Below are 17,230 nucleotides of genomic sequence, written 5' to 3' on the forward strand. Positions count from 1 at the left end.
TCAGCATCTTAGATTTTCCCCTATATGAAGTATGATCTGTTTTCTGACTTCTAAATACAGATTCTATGATTACGTCCTACTTCCCTTCTTTGAGTCACTACTCTCCTGACCCGAGACATTGGAAGCCTTGTGATATGTTTCCAATAAAAAAGACCACAATCACGTTAGCACATGTTGTGGTCTTCATTCTACGTTGCGATATGGAATGGTTATATCTCAGGCATTTCATTCACAATCTGCTCCAAAGTAACCTCCTGAAGGACATTCTCCATCGCCTTTTGCGCGAGCGAGAATACCGGTACAATGGCGCCGGCTATATTTTTGCCGACTGGACAATCCGGGTTAGGGTGCTCATGAACCGAGAACAACGAATCCTCCTCCACCGCGTTTACTGCCTTATAAATCTGAAGTAGTGTAATCTCAGCGCTACTACGTGAAAGCGAGGCTCCTGCGACTCCAGGGCGGGCTGTTACCAGTCCTGCTTTTTGCAGCATACTCGTTAGCCGGCGGATAACTACAGGGTTGGTGTTCACACTACCAGCTATCCACTCCGAGGTGCTTTTACCCTCTTTATTACTGTCGATTAACGTTAATATATGAATGGCTACCGCAAATCGGGTGCTGATGTTCACTATAAATCTCTCCTTTTGCCATACTACCCGGCTAGCAACAAGTGCATTAATCAGATGCAACAATAATAGTTACATTTTATGCATTTGTCAAACACTTGAGCAGATGACACTTCAGGATAGTAATCAATGAATATTATGCTTTTTGAAATTACCGCCCTTAACTTCTGCTACATCATATACTACAACAAAAGCGTTAGGGTCAATTTCATGAATGATTTCCTTGATTTTGCTTTCTTCCAGACGGTTAATTACACAGGTGATTTCTTTGAATTGTTCATTGGAGTAACCACCGTATGCATCAGTATAGGTTGCTCCACGTCCCAATCGGTCACGGATCGTTTCCACCATAATTTCCGGTTGAACGGTGATAATTTTAAAGGTTTTAGAACCACTTAAACCTTCTTCAACAATATGTATTACTTTAGAAGCAATAAAATAAGCAAGTGCGGATAGAATCGCCCCTTGTAGACCAAATGCAGTTGAAACAACAATAAAGACAAACATGTTTAGGAATAAGATTAGATCACTTGTCCCAAAAGGTATTTTTCGTGAAAGTAATACAGCCAACATGTCGATCCCATCTAACGCCCCACCATTGCGTAACGCTAAACCCATACCAAAACCGATGATAATCCCGCCTACAACAGTAATTAACAATGTATCTCCTTCAATAATCGTTGGCACATGGTGCATAAGGCTTGTACCAATAGCTAGTGAGGCAATACCGATAATCGAATAAATAGCAAAGCTTTTACCAATTTGCTTATATCCTAACCAAACAAAAGGAATGTTAATTATAACAATTAGCAGCCCTAACGGTAATCCAAACAGCTGTGAGCCAACGATACTTAGGCCTGTTACACCACCATCCGAAACATTGTTAGGTATTAATACGGATTCCAGGCCATATGAAGTAATAAGTGCCCCTATAATAATTAATATGACTTTTGAAAATATCTTCAGCTTATTTGATTTTTGATGCTGTCTTATTCCATGCATTCCATTTCCCCACTTCAAATTAGTTTTTTTATATCACTGCAAGTGAAAAACATCCACTGGACAAAAGCCGACAAAAAACAGTCTATAATAAATGTCACCATTTTGGCAAATCAGACGCCGCTAGTATGATATCTATTATTTTACCCATATGAATTAAAATAACTTTATCGTTCCATAAAAAATGAAAAAACCAGACTACGAAAATTCGTAATCTGGTACTCTTCTCTATCACACCTTCATGTATTCGTTATATAATTCCTCAAAAGTATCGTATCGTTCAACTTTCCTTCCCACCTTATTATATTCTTCCAGATATTCATCCATGACCTGCAGGAACTGCTCTTTAAATAAATGCAGATGATCTGAATCAAAATACTGCATAATATCAAACTTTTTTGTTCCCCTTGATTCTGTCATTTCATCAAGAAAATTTTGTATGCCCATGGCTGCATAATAAGCATAAGATTTATCATTTAATTCCACACTTGCTATAACCTTATTGCGGCTGTTACACCATAATTCCTCAAAGGTGCCACCAAGATTATCATAGGTTGGGACAGGCTGAATCACAAAATCTTTATACATTTTATTATATAAATCATTGACGCTTTCTAAAAATCTATATGATGCACTTCTGATTTCAACGATAGTCTTCGCATCGATCACAGCCATATATATATTTTCAAAATCATCAGGAACATAACGATACGTAGCTATTTCCTCCAGGTATCTCTTAAGTCCCCTTTTAAAATAGGTATTGTTCAAATGTGTTAGAGCATTTACCAAATTGTATACAACTTCGCATGATGCATATCTCACTGCTCCGATATCTTCAGAAAGTAATGTATTCGTATATTCTTGTTTTGCTATGTCTATATTCTTTTTCGCTCTACTAATACATTCACTCCCTATAGGCTTTGCCAACGCATCGAGTGCTCTCTGTTTATATAAATTTAGCTTTTCCAGATATTCGGGCTTCGCACAATATAACAGCTCTAAATCTATCAGACTCGAAATCATCGGGCTCTCAAGATTCGCTTGATCTTCTATCCTTGTTTCCCATGGCGTACAATATAGGTCGTAGCCAACATCCTCCAAAATAAAACACGAAGATATCCCCCAGCCTTGGGCCGTGTTATTAATTATGATTAGATCAAGATCGCTTTTTTCATGGAAATCTCCGGTACTGAAAGAACCTGTAAGCCCAATGATTGCAATGTCATCAGGAAAGTCTCTCTTAGCACGTTCAATAACCATACAAATAAGTCTGTCATTTTTATTTAAAATTTTTTGTCTAATATCAGCATCCATATCCAATTCTCCTCTTAATCCATATTAATTCCATTGTATATGGTTATAGCTCCAGTAAGTATTCCGACTTTATCTATAATCAATCTATACCAAGTACAAGCCCTCCTCCTCCTTCTAGGTAAACAAATAACGCGCTGGCGAGAGTACGGCTCTTCTCTACCAACGCGTTATCTAGTAATTATGAATGCTTTTCTCACAGCTTGCTTTAGTAAATGAAAATTTCATCTAAAGGTCTTCCGTCACAAGGATTAAAATCAATCCCTAAAATCTTTGCCATCGTAGGAGCTATATCTACCATATTGAGATTCCCTAAGGGAAAATCACTTTTCACCTTATTCCCTGAGATCACCAAGTTGCATCTATAATCCTCTTTATCGGGAGAGTAGCCATGCGTAGCATATTTAATCCCTTGTTTGTCCAAATCAACAATCGCAGGTTCATCCATGCTCTCATCGAAACAATAGCCACTCCTAGCTTCAAGCATATATTTAGTAGATGGGCCTACATGAAGTTGATTCAGCTGCTCTCTAGTATACAATTCCTCTATGCCAGAAGCGCCATCTCTCATATCCTCCCGAATCGCAGCTAATGCTAATTGTTCAGCTTCTTCATCACCTTGTTTGATATGCAGATAAGCGGCTCCGCCCCCGCACTGAAAGTAAGCTCTCCACTTCATTTCGCCGTTCTCTTCATAGATCAACCCTTTTTCCCGCAAAAGGTTGTTCAAATGCACTTTGTACCGAACATTGAACTGGCCATGGTCACCCAAAACTAAAAAAACCGTGTCATCCTTTATCCCGGCTTCATCCACTGCTTGTATAATATCACCTAACCGCTTATCCATACGTGTGATTACCCGCTTCACTTCATCGCTGTCAGTGCCGTAAACATGCTTGGCGTCATCCAGATCAATCAAATGCATCATAAGAAGATTAGGCTTTTTACGCTTAATCGTTTCTATCGCACACTTAGTCGTGAAGTCATCCAGATAGGGCTGCTCAATCCCTTTTCGAATCCGCCCGTATTTCAGCTCCATCTCGATGCAATATAGCGGACTCCCGCTTTTTAACACCTTCAGTGCCTGATTTTCGTTGTTGATGGCTCTAATTTCAGGAATATTGTATTGGATTGAGGATTTCCCTGATACCGGCCAGAGGATCCCAGCGGTACTCATGTTATGCTCACGCGCAGCATCGTAAATCGTGGGCACCTTTACCGCATTTCGAAACCAGAACCAGCTTTGCTCCTTTTCCTTCACAAACGGCTGAAATGGATTGTTATGGTGGATACCATGCTTATCCGGATATACACCGGTTGCTATCGTAGTGTGCACCACATAAGTGAGCGTGGGATATACACTTTTTAATTGATTACTATGCGCTCCGCTCTTAATCAATTTCGATAAGTTTGGAAGACGGCTGGCCATTTCCCATTGGTCTTCTGAAAAGGCATCGTAAGAGATAACAATCAGATGTTTAGCCATTGCCGTTTGTTCTTTGCTTGACTTCATAGGATAAGTCCCTTCGGATCATCTTGTTCTAGCTGCTCTTTTGGTAAAGTTATAAATACGAAGAATCCAATAATAAATAGTGGGATAATCGCTAAAATACTAAATTTAGCATTGCCTGTTAAGGTAGTTGTTAAAGACATTACAGCAGGGCCAACAATCGCCGCAAACTTGCCAAAAATATTGTAAAACCCAAAGAATTCATTGGATTTTTCCTTAGGAATAATCTTCGCATAATAAGATCTGCTGAGTGCCTGAATCCCTCCCTGGGCGGAACCAATTAGAGCTCCCAGAATAAATATATGCCACACTGAAGTAATAAAGTAAGCCGCGATACAAGAAATAATATATGTAAAAATCCCCACGATGATCATCGTTCTAGCTGAGTATTTTTTGGCGAGATTACCGTACAAGATAGCACATGGAAATGCGATGATCTGGATAACTAATAAGATCCCCAGTAAAGTGAAGGTATCAAAAGCATCCGCACCCAGTACCGATGTGGCATATGGCACTACCATTTTAATAATCGTATCTACCCCATCAATATAGAGAAAGTAGGCGATCAAGAATACAAATACTACTTTATGCTGTCTTACATTTTTAAACGTGTCTCCCAGTCTTTTGAAGCTATTAATGATCGGTTTTGGTTCAGGTTCTATGTAATATCTTTGCTGCACATCCTTGATCATAGGCATGGTCAGCAGTCCCCACCAAAGGGCAGTGATTATAAATCCAATCTGATAGCCGATCGATTTATCCATCCCCATAAACAGAATCAGCAGTAGGCTGATACCGAATGGAATAACGCTGGCGATATATCCATAAGCAAACCCTTTTGAGGATACCTTATCCATCCTTTCATCCGTGGTTACATCCACCAGAAAAGAGTCATAAAAAATATTGGCCCCGGCAAAACCTATGACTGACAAAATATAAAATACAATCAATAACTGCCACTGCCCACTCGCAGGTGCAACGAATGCCAGCGAAGCAGTAGCTATCACGCCGATCAATGAGAAAAATATGAAGAAGCGTTTTTTCTTATCTTTATAATCTGCCATCGTCCCTAAAATCGGGCTAAGGACGGCCACCAGAATACTCGCTATGGAATTAAAATACCCCAAATCCATGCTGCTGTTAACATTCGAAAACATCCCAAAAACAATGGGAAGTAAAGCCGTTGTAACCGCCATCGAATAAGCCGAATTTCCACAGTCATATAAAATCCATGATTTTTCCTCTTTACTTAGTTTCATCTAACAGCCACCTTTTCACCTAGTTCCTTCTGTTATATCACTTAAGCATAAGTGGCATGTTAAATGCATGTAAAACTACACTTCATAATTTCAATGGAGAGCTGATCCTCATGTTCTCTCCTGTATTGTCAAACTCTTAAGGATCTCAGCAACTTGTAGAGCATACTTTTTACTCAAACGCGACTTACCAAGATTACTCTTCACAATCTTAATAATTCGGTTATCAGGGCTTTTAGCGAATTTCTCCAGCATGGCAAAACCCGCTTCAGGTTCACTCGCCATAAATACACTTAAGCTGTATTCAAGTCCCTTAGATAATACACGAAAATGCTCAGCGTCCTCATATTGTACTTCCCCACTCCCCATACTCTCCATGATTCGAGTAGCCAACTGAAGACAATAAAGCGTATTCTCTTTCTTTTTTAAAAGAGGAGGATGCGCTAACGCTGCTACAAAAGCTCGTTGTTCAAACCCATTCGCACCCTCCTCCCACATGTCGATCAGCTGCCTGACAAGGGCAAAGCCATCCTCCCCTATACTTTGCAGCGCCATAGCAGACGCTTCACGCATCCTCCACCTAGAGTCGTTCATAGCTGTCTTAATGATGCTCTGAATCATAACTTGCTGATCTTCTTTAGCGTAGCTGTAATAAGCACCCAACGCTCTAACCGCACAAAACGGCAGAAACTCACGGGGATCATTCACCCCAGCTTCTGCCTCTGTAAGATTAGCCCATGAATTAAGAAACTCCCAGTCTGTTTCTGTTAGTTTAGGATGAGCAAAATGTTTGGCGAAATTTCCTGAGAGCTCCAAATTCACTCGCGGCCCAGGAAGATTGCTCTCCTTCATCAGCAAATTTCTAAGCTGTACCCACTGCTCCTTATCGCTTACCCATTGCTGAAACAGCATAATCGTCATTTTTTGTCCAGCCATCTCTGGTCCCTCCGGTATTTACCTTTAGATTTGAACAATCCCCTGCATCTCGTATGGATAATCAATCTGCTTTTTTACCGAATTCATCGCTGCTTCTCCAGCCAAGTGTGAAATCAGATATAACCCCAGATCAATGGAAGTGGAAACTCCACCACCTGTAATCACATTACCATCATGCACAATACGGGTCTTCACAACTTCTTCACAGTAAGGTTTTAGTAATTCATAGGCAGATGGATGGGTAGTAGATCATAACGAAGTTTCCGCGTCCCCATTCCTCCAGGTACAAATACCATGTCATACTCCGAAAGCTCTGGCAGCACTTTTCCAGCTTTAACTGTGAAACCTAACTCATCCGTTACTTCCTCCGACGCTGCACATATATCCCAAGACAACTCTTTGCAGATTTCAAATTGCCCCAATCGATAAATAACATCATAGAACCCCGCAAAACCCAAGAACGTAATCCCGTTAAAAAGTACAAAGGCGATTTTCAAATTCGCACTCTCCTCTTTATGGCTTGGTTAGGATAATAGGCTCACCTTTCGTCACAATGATCGTATGTTCAAACTGTGCTACCCGGCCATTATCTACAACGCTCAGTGTCCATCCATCCGACTGCTGCTCCACGTAGTCTGCTCCAGTAGAAAGGAAGGGCTCAACCGTAATCACCTGTCCCTCTTTTAATACTGTAGTCACTCTTGGATTGTAGAAAGGTAAGATTTCAAAAGGCTTCTCATGCAGTGATTTGCCAATCCCGTGGCTGCACAGATTACGTACTACTCTATAGCCACGTTTCCGAGCTTCAAGTTCCATCATTCTGCCAATCTCATTGACCTTCATCCCTGCTCTCAAATGATTGATCACGCTCATCATAGTTTCCTCTGCACTCTGGCATAGACGAAGAATGTCCTCATTATAAGGTGGCAATTGAAAAGAAACTCCAGCGTCCCCATAATAACCATTTAGCTCAGCAGATACATCAATATTGATCAAATCACCAGCTTTAATCACTCTAGGACCAGGAATCCCGTGAGCAACCTCTTCATTCACACTGATGCAGGTGCTGCCTGGAAAATTATACGTTTTCATTGGGGCTGAGGATGCTCCGAATTCCGCTAGAATTCCAGCTCCAATCTTATCAAGCTCCGCTGTTGTCATACCTGGAGTTACTTTCTTTTTCATCTCGGCGATGGTATGTCCTACCACTTTCCCTATCGCTTTTAGCCCTTCTAAATCTTGTATGGTATCACTGATCATCTATCACACATTCCTCTCACTTCTGGTATGAATCACTTGTCTAACTTCTTCCATCCCACTGAAAAATATTTTCTATCCGTTTACCCGCAACATTATCGTAATAACTTCTCTTGAAGCTATGATCATCGACTTTATCAAGCTTTATCGAATACCCCTTTGTTCCATCTAAAAGCTGCAGATTCAAGAATACGGCTCTAGTAGTTACCGGTGAGAGGTCATTATATGATATCGTTACTGGCCCTGTAACCTTAACAGAAGACTCCAGCGACTCCGTCTGTTCTATGTTCGCCTGATCTGCTGTCCCAAAAATGAGTTTCCTTAATTGATCCGAATTTTTCACCGGAATAGAGTAGCCCTGACCACCATTCTCAGCTGTAGTAAAAACTCCTTTATAGCCGGGTTCATCACCTATTGCTATGTAATAATCCTTCGAGTAACCATCACCATAAACAAGATTCATTCTAAATTCAGGAGCCCAATCCAGCTCTCCCAATAATTTATTGCTCTTGTTCATAGCCTCCGCAAGCGTCTTAATCAGATTAGAGTCCTTCAGCATAAGGGTCTCGGAATGTCCTGAATGGTCAGCTTGATTCTGATCATTAGTTGTTACTGAGGTTAATGACACTCCGGTGATCCACCTAGCATTGATGAATCCAACATCATTCTTACATCCGCTTAACAGCGTAACTACTAACAAAGATACAACACACAGTAAATGCCTAATGCAAACCGCCTCCAAGAAAAGAAAAGAAACATAACCCAATTATAACAGCGTCGATAAATATAAAGAAATCAACTTTCCGAACCGTTACAAGCATAAACGTCTTCGGCGTCCCTATAAGGACGGCAAGTGTTTGAGCGAGAAATATAAGGATAATTTATAGCATGGAACATATAAATTCTTATATTTTAAAAAAAGACTACAACCTGCTCCTTTAATGAGTGGTTCTAGTCTTATAGAATCAAGTAAATATGTAGTGATATGATCAGAAGATTAAGCTTTAATTGCACCTACCGTCTTAAGCCAAGCATCTGCAATAAGTGCATGGCCCGCAGGTGATGGATGTACTCCATCCGGAGCCCAATAAGCAGGTTCTGCTTTCACGGATGCCGCAGCAAACAGGCCATCCAGCGGTACAAGGGTTGCACCATATTCACGTGCCAGTTCACGAACGATGTGAATTTTAGGGTCCAGATCCTTGCGCCAGGTTTTACGATCTTCAGGGACAGGCAACACGAATGGCTCGATTAAGACTAATTTTGCAGCGAGCGAATGTTGCGTGCGTTCGATCAGGTCACGATACGCAGCTTCAAATTGTTCAGGCGTTGTTTCCTGACCAGAATCAAAGCGGCGCCAAGTGTCGTTAATCCCAATATATATGGATACCCAAGTCGGCTTCAGATTCAGGCAATCCTTCTCCCAGCGTTCCTGCAAATCTACTGCACGGTTTCCACTAATTCCACGATTATAGAACGTAAGATTCTTCTCAGGATATAAATGCCCCAGACGAGCGGCGATCATCAATGCATAGCCTACACCAAGCGATGAAGCATCTTCATAATTGCGACCACAATCCGTTATACTGTCGCCTTGAAACAGAATGACATCGTTTTGCCGGAATAACATCACGTAATCCTCCCCTATTTCCTCTGTTAATATTAGCCAATCTATTATATCAAAAATGAATACTACGTACTAGGACAACCATTGACAATTCATGGTAGAAACCACTAGAGATCAACAAAAAACCCGCTCAAATCTGAGCAGGTTTTCCAAGTAATAAAATTAATATGCTAAGCTAAACAACCCTTTAATATGAGACAAGTAACGAATATTACTTGCTTCCTTCATCAAGGTTGCAGGTAATCCTTTTAGCGGAGTTGAGCTAGCACCAACGATGGCTACACCGTCTTTACGACCTAAGCTCGCAAGCGTTCCTGAATTGATCGGACTAAAGGATTCAAATGATTTATCCTTCAAGTATGCATAAAGATTGTACCCGATCAATTCGCCCATTTGCCAAGCGATCTGTGCAGTTGGTGGATATGGACGACCATCTTCGGCAAAAACAACGGCGCTGTCGCCAGCAACGAATACGTCTTTGTGTGATGTGGATTGCAAGAATTCATTTACCGTTGCACGACCACGGTTCACTTCAAGACCGGACTCACCAATCAGTGGATTTCCTTGTACGCCGCCAGTCCATACGAAGGTGTTAGCAACAATTTTTTGACCGTCTTTCAAGTCAATGACATTATCCGCAACATTCGTAACAGGTAGACCTGTCAAGAATTGAACACCACGTTTTTCTAAGCTTGCCACTGCGCGTTCGATCAGTGCATCTGGCAATACTGGTAGAATCTTAGGACCTGCTTCAACCAGCATCAGTTTGATTTCTTTAGGATCCACGCCATATTTCTTAGTGAGCGTTGGCAACACATCAGCGATTTCACCAACAAGTTCAACACCTGTTAAGCCACCGCCACCGATTAGGATGCTTGCATCCGCTGGATTTTTAGACTTCGCATATTCACGGATACGCTCATCAATATGACGATGAATTCTGTTAGCATCTGCTGCCGATTTCAATACCATGCTGTATTGCTCAAGACCTGGAATGCCAAAATAAGCCGTAGTGCTTCCAAGACCCACAACTAAAGCATCGTAGGACAATGTCACACCATCAGATAGTGTAATTTGTTTGTTCTCAACAGAAAAAGAATTCACCTTTGCAATTTTCAGGTCGATATCTTTACCTGCAAAAAGCTTAGCTAGTGGCATAGCAACAGCACCTTCTGCAACACTACCCGCTGCAAGACGATGCAATTCTGTAATAATTTGATGAGTAGGATATTGATTAACGACTGTAATTTTAGCTTCGTCTTTCTTCAGGTATTTGCGTACAGTTAAGGCGCTTAGTAGACCACCATAACCCGCTCCTAGAATGACAATATGTTTAGACATGATGTTTCCTCCGTCCTTACGAATGAGATATAAAAAATATTATTTCTGTTGACTGCGTTCGCCGGCAACTTGAAGATAAGCATTTACAAAACGGAAAAGTTTCTGTGCTTGTGGATCTTTCATCATTTTCATAAGACCAAATACACCGATCACTTCTTTGCTTTCATTCGCACGATCTTGCGCTTCGATCACTGTAGCTGCCATATTCTTCGCCGAATGCACCACTGGTTCAGCAAGTTCTTTAATTGCACTTACCGTATCACTTTTCAAGACTTCATCCGCAGCGACAGTTTGAACAAAGTCATATGACTTTGTGAGCACGCCGACAAGCTCTGTTAATTTTGGCAACTGTTCCACTAAGACAGTTAACGACTCCTGAACTTCAGGCTTCAATAGCTGCTCCAGAACATTCATTTGTTCTTGAGTGACAGCTAATTTTGGTGATTCTTGTTCAGGTTGTGTTTGAGTGATTGTTTCTGACATATCCGAATCTCCTCTGCAAATAAGCTTTGCTGCTTAATAGTATTTAAAAATAATAACTTATAACGCCATATTTCTATTATAGCACTTATCAAGTTATAAATGTCACAAAGTTTTTGAATTTTTCCAAAGTTTTGTGATTTTTATTACATTAAAATAAATTAGTCATAATTTTCGATATTATTTATACACGCATAGATGATTAAATGCTTATTGTGTAAATTTATTCAAATTCATCTCCGCTTTCAATAAAGCCTCGACCATTGCCGGATTGTTCTTTATTGGTAGCAATCTAAAATACAGAGAACGAACGAAATTTTTAGTGTTCACACGAGCAACGTACTGGCCGCGGCTTCTCGGCCACCCTCCACATTGCTCCAAGTTGCGGATCCAGTCGGCAATAGATTGTTGTGGAAGTAAATGATGATCTATCATTGTAGCTACAATCGTAGCGATCCGTTCATCTTCTTCGTCACTAAATATGTACTGATCGTTGTAAAGCATCCTTTGGATGACTGCCAAAACCTCTTCCCGGATTGCAGCATCACTATCTGAGCACCGTACCAGTTCATCCAAGGCATCTGCGCCATGGGCTGCAGCGTGTGCCCAGCCTTCTTCTGGCATAAATCCTCGTAAATCCTGTTCTTCCTCATAATATCTAATCAGAGCTTCCTTCACATTTTTAAACTCAGCGCTATCTAAAAAAGCCCGTTCCCTATGCCGCTGAAGAATCAGCGCAACGACCAGCACAGAAAATGTTCTTGTGAACACAGCCTGATCTTCTTTACTGCCAATGTGATAGAACAAATGCTTCTCGTCAAGGAGAATCAAAAGTAGTTCACGAAGCTCCACATCACTAAACCATTGTTTCTCGTTAATCCATTTGTAAAAGGTGGAATAGATCAAGTCATCTCGTAGCATCGGCTGTGGATCTCCTATATACTCAAGCATCAGCTTCACATAATCCCTTAATTGCTCCCCACTTCTAAGCTCGTAATCGTTCTCTTCAATTCTTTGCAGGTCTATTATCAACTGCTCTCTAGTATCGTTCAACATTCCCACCCTTTCATTAATAGAAGCAATTTTAATTTTTCTTATCCTAATATCCTAATTTACATCCCAATATTTTACAACATAGGATTTATTCTTCGAACACTCGAAGGACTTAGAAGGCTGAAGCTACATGAAGTGAATTTAATCATTGACGAATATAATTAACTGTGCTATTTTGAGTTAGTAACAAATAGTTAGTTTATTTATAAATGTCACTTATTTATAATTAACAAGCAAATACATACACATTATGGAGGAATAACTCATGAGCACTTTTACAGATTTAATTGAATCCCGCAGGTCTGCTATGAATTTTGTTGAAGGGGTGAAGATACCTCAGAATGAACTAGAGGAAATGTTCTCTTACGCCAGATTGGCGCCATCGGCTTATAATCTTCAACATACCAATTATAAAGTGGTTTCTAATGAGAATTTAAAAGAAGAGATTCGTAAGGCGGCTTACGGTCAATATAAAATACACTCCGCCTCAGCGGTAATTGTAGTACTCGGAGATAAACATGCTTATCTGAAAGCTCCAGAAATCTACGGTGGACTTAAAGCTTTAGGGGCGATGAGCCAAGAGGATTATGATGCAGAGATAGAAACAATTAACAATGCTTACGCAGAAAATGATGCTTTTCAAAGAGATGAAGCTATACGGAATGCCTCCCTTTCCGCCATGCACTTCATGTTGATTGCCAAAGATAAAGGCTGGGATACCTGCCCGATGATCGGCTTTGATCCGGAATCCATTCAAGCTACTTTAAATCTCCCCGATCATATGGTACCTGTTATGCTGATCACTATCGGCAAAGATAAGAAACATAAAATCAGACCACGTGGCTATCGTAAGCCGGTCAATGAATTCGTTGAATTTATCTAAGGGTAATTGAAAGATACCGATAGATATGACAAAAGTGTTCCATCCGATTTTTGCATCACGGATGGAACGCTTTTGTTATGAGGATGGATGTGGATCTGAAACCTTTCTCGACTACTTAGCATACTGAAGAATTGCAATTGCTGCTCGTTCCCGTCGTTCGGCATCCTCACTGACAAGTGCTTCTTTCAAAATATCAAGCGCCATTGTTAATGTCTCTTCATCCACATGCTCTCGATTACTCACCGTTTGCTCTGAATCAGAAGAACCTGTAATCCACAGATCCACACGAGCACTAGGCATCGGTCCCTTATACTGTTTAACCACTCCACTATCGCTAAGAAACTCTTTTACCCCTGCGTTTAGATCGGTTATAGGAAGACTTTTCAGCCAAGTTACACCACGCCGATGGCATGTACCGATGTCTGGCGTGTCAAATAATTCATTGTAAAAATAATCTCCAAGATCACCCAGATGTACCCAATCTCCATCACACACCAGCACATAATCGCCATCCTGCATCGTATGTACGAATAGTTGAATGGCTTGCATATGTTCTGTAAGCTCCAGCTCACTGAATTTGTAAGTACGAAGCAACCGATCATTTATTTTCTCCATACTGATGTTCTCCAAATCTCCTATTCCGGGGTAGCCGATACTCACATAATTATCCTCTAAAAATGCTGTGATTCGTTCGGTCCCCAACGGTTTCGATCCTATCTGAAACAGATTCATCATTCAATCCTCCAAGTATTTAATGAAATGCTTGTAGTAGCCCTTGGACTTTGGAGTTACAAACCTTCCATCATTCTCAGAATCCTTCATTAGTTTATGAAGTTTTGGGCCTCCAGTATAGGGGTCTACTACGCTAGCCTTAAGCCGTGTCGCTTGGATCGCCTTCTGAGGACAAGAATAAACACAACGCATACATAATAAGCAATTTTGACTGAATATAATCCCATCTTGGCTGTTGGTAATATTAGAAGTTGGACAGCTTCTAACACATTTCAAACATCGTGTGCAAGAGTCAGTTGTTCGCAATCCTTTGGCGAAGTATTTTCCCCCTTGGCTTTCCTCACAATAATATACCGTTCTCAGCACTCTCTCCAGCACTGGATGAATCCGCAAGTTCCGTGGAATCCGATTCACGATTTCCTGTGCAAATAACTTCACCTTATGCTGAGCGACCTGATACAACTGCTTATTCAATCTGTCATCATATTTAATATAAAAATTGCATGGCATCGCCAAAATGGAATTGTGGAAGGGTGTAAACCCCTTTTCACGCAAAGAACGCAGAACCGTATTCGAAGCTCCATTATTAATATAGTGTGGAGAAGAGGCTGTCTTGAACACGAAGGCAGGGGTTCCATTACAATCAGGCAACTGTTCCACAAAACGTTCAACAAATCCGGATGCGCCAAAACCTAGAACCGGATGGCCTATGCCAATAAGGCCGTAGGATTCATATTTGACAGAACGAGAGCCTTTTAGAATATCTTCCATTCTAAACAAATCTACGTCTTGCCCGCTACTACTTAGTTCTTCAGCAAATTGCTTAGCAATAAGTTCCGTATTTCCAGTTCCTGAGAAATAAACTATAGCCGTCTTCGCATTATGCATTTCATCCCCTCCTAAATCAAATATAAGTCACTCTCGTTAGAGAAGCTGTGAGGTTGAAGGTATATTTAGGATAAATCGGACTCAGTTGCAGCTATTCACCCAGTCTACTCAATTACTGCGTATAATCACATCCTTAATTCTGCGTCCTCACAGGAGTAATTAAAAAAAGTGTGGACGAAGATGCGTCTACAGGTAGGATCACCAGCGGCCTTTCTTTTCCCGCGAACCTTATTCTAAGCGTCTCACAATCAATCGCCCGAAGGATGTCTCTGAAATACTTGCCGTTAAATGAAACTCGAAAGTGTTCACCTTCTAGATGCTCCAAAGGAATCTCTTCTTTTACATCCCCAATTTCTGCAGTCTTGGACACTAAACTAAGCGTGTTAGAAGGAAGTACGCTGAGCATAACACTCTCACCAGCCAATATTGAAATACGTTCAACTACATGTAACAAACGGTCTGTCTTAACAATCACTTCGGAGAGGTACGCTTTTGGGATTAAATTATTGACAGAGGGATAAGTTCCTTCTAGAAGGGCAGACTGAACCCTCAATCCATTAGAAATAAATCTGATTTGCTTAGGGCCTATTTCTAATTCGGTGCTGCTGTCTGTATTATCGTTTAATATTTTCAAAAGATCCTCAAGGGTGCTGCCTGGGATTACAACATCTAAAGGAATTGCACCGTAATCTTCTACACTTTCAATAACATGCTGGGCGAGGCGGATGCCATCAGTGGCGGCAACACGTATATTTCGCTTATCAATTTGAAGTGATACGCCTGTCAGCACAGGTCTGGTTTCCGATGAAGAGACCGCAAAAACTACTCTTTTAAATATTTGCTTCAAGAGGGTGTTCTTCATGCTAATCCTTTGAAAGTTTGGATGATCTATATATTGGATTCTCGGAAACTCTGCCGCATCCATTCCACATAAACGAAATTGAGTGTTCCCTGATTGAATGTTTAAAATCAATGACTCTACGATTTCCAGCCTAATTAGTCCAGGATCAAGCTTACGAATGATCTCATAAAAATAACGCGCGGGAACTACGATCTCACCTGGTTTGTGTACTATCATCGAATCCATTTTCACAGGGAGCTTATATTCAATGGTCATTCTTAAATTGCTGGCTGTTAATATCAGACCCTGAGTTTGCGCCTGAATATGTATTCCGGAAAGAACACGGGAGGAACTATTCGCGGATATAGCTTTTAAGGCTGCTTGTAATGCAGTGCTGAGAGAATCTTTTGACACATGGATTAGCAAAGACTTCACCTAACTCTCCTTAGATTCCTTTGCAAAATGTCCCTCAATGATGTTCCGAAATACTTGGGAGCGAGATGCGTTCTGATCCGCACAAGCCTGCTCTATCTCCTGCCAAACTTCCTCAGATAACGTCAAAGATACCTTTTTAGTTACACCAGTGCTTTTTCTGCCTGCACCTTCCCGAAGACCTCCCCTTGTAAAAAGGAACCCTAACTGCCCGTCTTTAGTAGATACGCCTAGTTTTACTTTATTCTTAGAGTTACTTGTGATATCGCTTGTGACTTTAGCTTTGATTTCGCTTAAAATCCCATCTCTGTGTTCCTCTTCGAATTTATGATCACTCAATCCTTACACCTCATAGTTTGAATTTAGTTACTTAATTCAATATATCCACTATTTTCATAATACCATATTGTGCTTTCATCCACCATATACACAACACAAAAAACCACTCCATAATGGAGCGGTCCCATATCGGAACAACACTTCTGTGCACTCAAGATGCGTGGCCATATAGGTGTATTTTCTGGCTCTATCTCAAGATATTCTGATAATTTGGTGTAAGGTCAGACTTACGCGGGTCTCTCAAATGCTTGAATGATTCTAACTTCACCTTAGGACCAGGAGTGATTCTAAAAGTCATAGTATCCTCTCCAACGGAAAGATGCGGACCCACTGTAGGGTGTATGTTGAGTGTAATTAAGAAATCAAACCGTCGAAATCCATTCACTCGCTTCATATCTGTAACTTCTACTAAATAAGGATACACTGTCGGAGTTATCGTCAGAAGTGGTGCATAGATCTCAGCGATTTTTTTCTCAATATGGGGTAAAAGAAAGAGCATCATTGTGTCTTTGTACATGAGCTCGCGGGAATCCTGATCTGGAAGCTTCGGTTCCGAATCAGATCTGGACGGAGCCTCGGCTTGCGGTTGAACAAGCCCATTAGCGGAGCAAGGTTGTTGCCCCAGCAAGAACATAACTGCGATAAGAAGAGGAGCAATCCAGTTTTTTTTCATCAAAATAGCCTCCTTAGGGAACTTTTAATAAATTCCCCAAAGA

Annotated in this window: 18 protein-coding genes and 1 pseudogene; 1 reads left to right on the forward strand and 18 read right to left on the reverse strand. The window is 40.9% G+C overall.

Annotation, left to right across the window (positions count from 1 at the left end; genetic code table 11):
* Positions 1-209 precede the first annotated feature (209 nt).
* The 13 genes and pseudogenes from L1028_RS10775 to L1028_RS10835 all read right to left on the reverse strand — a co-directional run bounded on the left by L1028_RS10775 (position 210) and on the right by L1028_RS10835 (position 12,399).
* Positions 210-632, reverse strand: a complete 423-nt coding sequence (locus L1028_RS10775; RefSeq protein ID WP_234533660.1) for an Rrf2 family transcriptional regulator — start codon at positions 630-632, stop codon at positions 210-212.
* Between the two features lie 123 nt (positions 633-755).
* Complete coding sequence (locus L1028_RS10780; RefSeq protein ID WP_179085712.1) at positions 756-1,631, reverse strand: YitT family protein; 876 nt, start codon at positions 1,629-1,631, stop codon at positions 756-758.
* A gap of 228 nt (positions 1,632-1,859) precedes the next feature.
* The gene (locus L1028_RS10785) at positions 1,860-2,942 is read right to left on the reverse strand and encodes a nucleotidyltransferase domain-containing protein (protein WP_234533662.1); all 1,083 of its coding nucleotides are present in this window, start codon (positions 2,940-2,942) and stop codon (positions 1,860-1,862) included.
* Between the two features lie 205 nt (positions 2,943-3,147).
* Positions 3,148-4,452, reverse strand: coding sequence for an alkaline phosphatase family protein (locus L1028_RS10790; protein ID WP_234533664.1), 1,305 nt, complete (start codon positions 4,450-4,452; stop codon positions 3,148-3,150).
* Positions 4,449-5,708, reverse strand: a complete 1,260-nt coding sequence (locus L1028_RS10795; protein ID WP_234533666.1) for an MFS transporter — start codon at positions 5,706-5,708, stop codon at positions 4,449-4,451. Before L1028_RS10795 ends, L1028_RS10790 begins: the two co-directional genes overlap by 4 nt.
* A 108-nt stretch (positions 5,709-5,816) precedes the next feature.
* On the reverse strand, positions 5,817-6,641 hold the full coding sequence (locus tag L1028_RS10800) for a hypothetical protein (RefSeq protein ID WP_234533667.1): 825 nt from the start codon (positions 6,639-6,641) through the stop codon (positions 5,817-5,819).
* 24 nt (positions 6,642-6,665) lie between these two features.
* Positions 6,666-7,138: pseudogene (locus tag L1028_RS31660) on the reverse strand (type 1 glutamine amidotransferase family protein).
* A gap of 16 nt (positions 7,139-7,154) precedes the next feature.
* Positions 7,155-7,901, reverse strand: coding sequence for a type I methionyl aminopeptidase (gene map / locus L1028_RS10810; RefSeq protein ID WP_234533669.1), 747 nt, complete (start codon positions 7,899-7,901; stop codon positions 7,155-7,157).
* Between the two features lie 40 nt (positions 7,902-7,941).
* Positions 7,942-8,526: a YhfM domain-containing protein gene (locus L1028_RS10815; protein ID WP_234533671.1), complete on the reverse strand. Its 585-nt coding sequence runs from the start codon at positions 8,524-8,526 to the stop codon at positions 7,942-7,944.
* 369 nt (positions 8,527-8,895) lie between these two features.
* Positions 8,896-9,528, reverse strand: coding sequence for an SGNH/GDSL hydrolase family protein (locus L1028_RS10820; RefSeq protein WP_234533673.1), 633 nt, complete (start codon positions 9,526-9,528; stop codon positions 8,896-8,898).
* A 159-nt stretch (positions 9,529-9,687) separates the two neighbouring features.
* Positions 9,688-10,866 (reverse strand): NAD(P)/FAD-dependent oxidoreductase, encoded by a 1,179-nt coding sequence (locus tag L1028_RS10825; protein ID WP_042126690.1) that lies wholly within the window; start codon positions 10,864-10,866, stop codon positions 9,688-9,690.
* 39 nt (positions 10,867-10,905) lie between these two features.
* Complete coding sequence (locus L1028_RS10830) at positions 10,906-11,349, reverse strand: helical membrane plugin domain-containing protein (protein WP_234533675.1); 444 nt, start codon at positions 11,347-11,349, stop codon at positions 10,906-10,908.
* A gap of 207 nt (positions 11,350-11,556) precedes the next feature.
* Entirely contained in the window at positions 11,557-12,399 is an 843-nt protein-coding gene (locus tag L1028_RS10835) for a DUF2785 domain-containing protein (protein WP_423803033.1), read from the reverse strand.
* A gap of 265 nt (positions 12,400-12,664) precedes the next feature.
* On the opposite strand from L1028_RS10835, the gene L1028_RS10840 reads away from it, so the two are divergent.
* On the forward strand, positions 12,665-13,282 hold the full coding sequence (locus L1028_RS10840; protein ID WP_234533678.1) for a nitroreductase family protein: 618 nt from the start codon (positions 12,665-12,667) through the stop codon (positions 13,280-13,282).
* A 111-nt stretch (positions 13,283-13,393) separates the two neighbouring features.
* Here the strand turns inward: L1028_RS10840 and L1028_RS10845 are convergent, their stop codons facing one another.
* The 5 genes from L1028_RS10845 to L1028_RS10865 all read right to left on the reverse strand — a co-directional run bounded on the left by L1028_RS10845 (position 13,394) and on the right by L1028_RS10865 (position 17,187).
* The gene (locus L1028_RS10845; RefSeq protein ID WP_234533680.1) at positions 13,394-14,017 is read right to left on the reverse strand and encodes a hypothetical protein; all 624 of its coding nucleotides are present in this window, start codon (positions 14,015-14,017) and stop codon (positions 13,394-13,396) included.
* A complete protein-coding gene (locus L1028_RS10850; protein ID WP_234533682.1) occupies positions 14,018-14,902 on the reverse strand; it encodes an EFR1 family ferrodoxin in 885 nt (294 codons plus the stop codon). It lies immediately after the preceding gene.
* Positions 14,903-15,035: 133 nt separating this feature from the next.
* Positions 15,036-16,157 (reverse strand): DNA polymerase III subunit beta, encoded by a 1,122-nt coding sequence (gene dnaN / locus L1028_RS10855; protein WP_234533684.1) that lies wholly within the window; start codon positions 16,155-16,157, stop codon positions 15,036-15,038.
* 21 nt (positions 16,158-16,178) lie between these two features.
* Positions 16,179-16,514, reverse strand: a complete 336-nt coding sequence (locus L1028_RS10860; RefSeq protein WP_234533686.1) for a hypothetical protein — start codon at positions 16,512-16,514, stop codon at positions 16,179-16,181.
* Between the two features lie 187 nt (positions 16,515-16,701).
* Positions 16,702-17,187 carry a DUF3888 domain-containing protein gene (locus L1028_RS10865; RefSeq protein WP_234533687.1) on the reverse strand — a complete coding sequence of 162 codons (486 nt, stop codon included), beginning with the start codon at positions 17,185-17,187 and terminating at the stop codon, positions 16,702-16,704.
* Positions 17,188-17,230 lie beyond the last annotated feature (43 nt).

The organism is Paenibacillus pseudetheri, assembly GCF_924513355.1.
Taxonomy (GTDB): domain Bacteria; phylum Bacillota; class Bacilli; order Paenibacillales; family Paenibacillaceae; genus Paenibacillus_AQ; species Paenibacillus_AQ pseudetheri.

Bases quoted from the DNA above. Each gene is read 5' to 3' on its own strand.
- L1028_RS10780 (WP_179085712.1), bottom strand. From the start codon at position 1,631: ATGCATGGAATAAGACAGCATCAAAAATCAAATAAGCTGAAGATATTT.
- L1028_RS10785 (WP_234533662.1), bottom strand. From the start codon at position 2,942: ATGGATGCTGATATTAGACAAAAAATTTTAAATAAAAATGACAGACTT.
- L1028_RS10790 (WP_234533664.1), bottom strand. From the start codon at position 4,452: ATGAAGTCAAGCAAAGAACAAACGGCAATGGCTAAACATCTGATTGTT.
- L1028_RS10795 (WP_234533666.1), bottom strand. From the start codon at position 5,708: ATGAAACTAAGTAAAGAGGAAAAATCATGGATTTTATATGACTGTGGA.
- L1028_RS10800 (WP_234533667.1), bottom strand. From the start codon at position 6,641: ATGGCTGGACAAAAAATGACGATTATGCTGTTTCAGCAATGGGTAAGC.
- map (WP_234533669.1), bottom strand. From the start codon at position 7,901: ATGATCAGTGATACCATACAAGATTTAGAAGGGCTAAAAGCGATAGGG.
- L1028_RS10820 (WP_234533673.1), bottom strand. From the start codon at position 9,528: ATGTTATTCCGGCAAAACGATGTCATTCTGTTTCAAGGCGACAGTATA.
- L1028_RS10825 (WP_042126690.1), bottom strand. From the start codon at position 10,866: ATGTCTAAACATATTGTCATTCTAGGAGCGGGTTATGGTGGTCTACTA.
- L1028_RS10830 (WP_234533675.1), bottom strand. From the start codon at position 11,349: ATGTCAGAAACAATCACTCAAACACAACCTGAACAAGAATCACCAAAA.
- L1028_RS10840 (WP_234533678.1), top strand. From the start codon at position 12,665: ATGAGCACTTTTACAGATTTAATTGAATCCCGCAGGTCTGCTATGAAT.
- L1028_RS10845 (WP_234533680.1), bottom strand. From the start codon at position 14,017: ATGATGAATCTGTTTCAGATAGGATCGAAACCGTTGGGGACCGAACGA.
- L1028_RS10850 (WP_234533682.1), bottom strand. From the start codon at position 14,902: ATGCATAATGCGAAGACGGCTATAGTTTATTTCTCAGGAACTGGAAAT.
- L1028_RS10865 (WP_234533687.1), bottom strand. From the start codon at position 17,187: ATGAAAAAAAACTGGATTGCTCCTCTTCTTATCGCAGTTATGTTCTTG.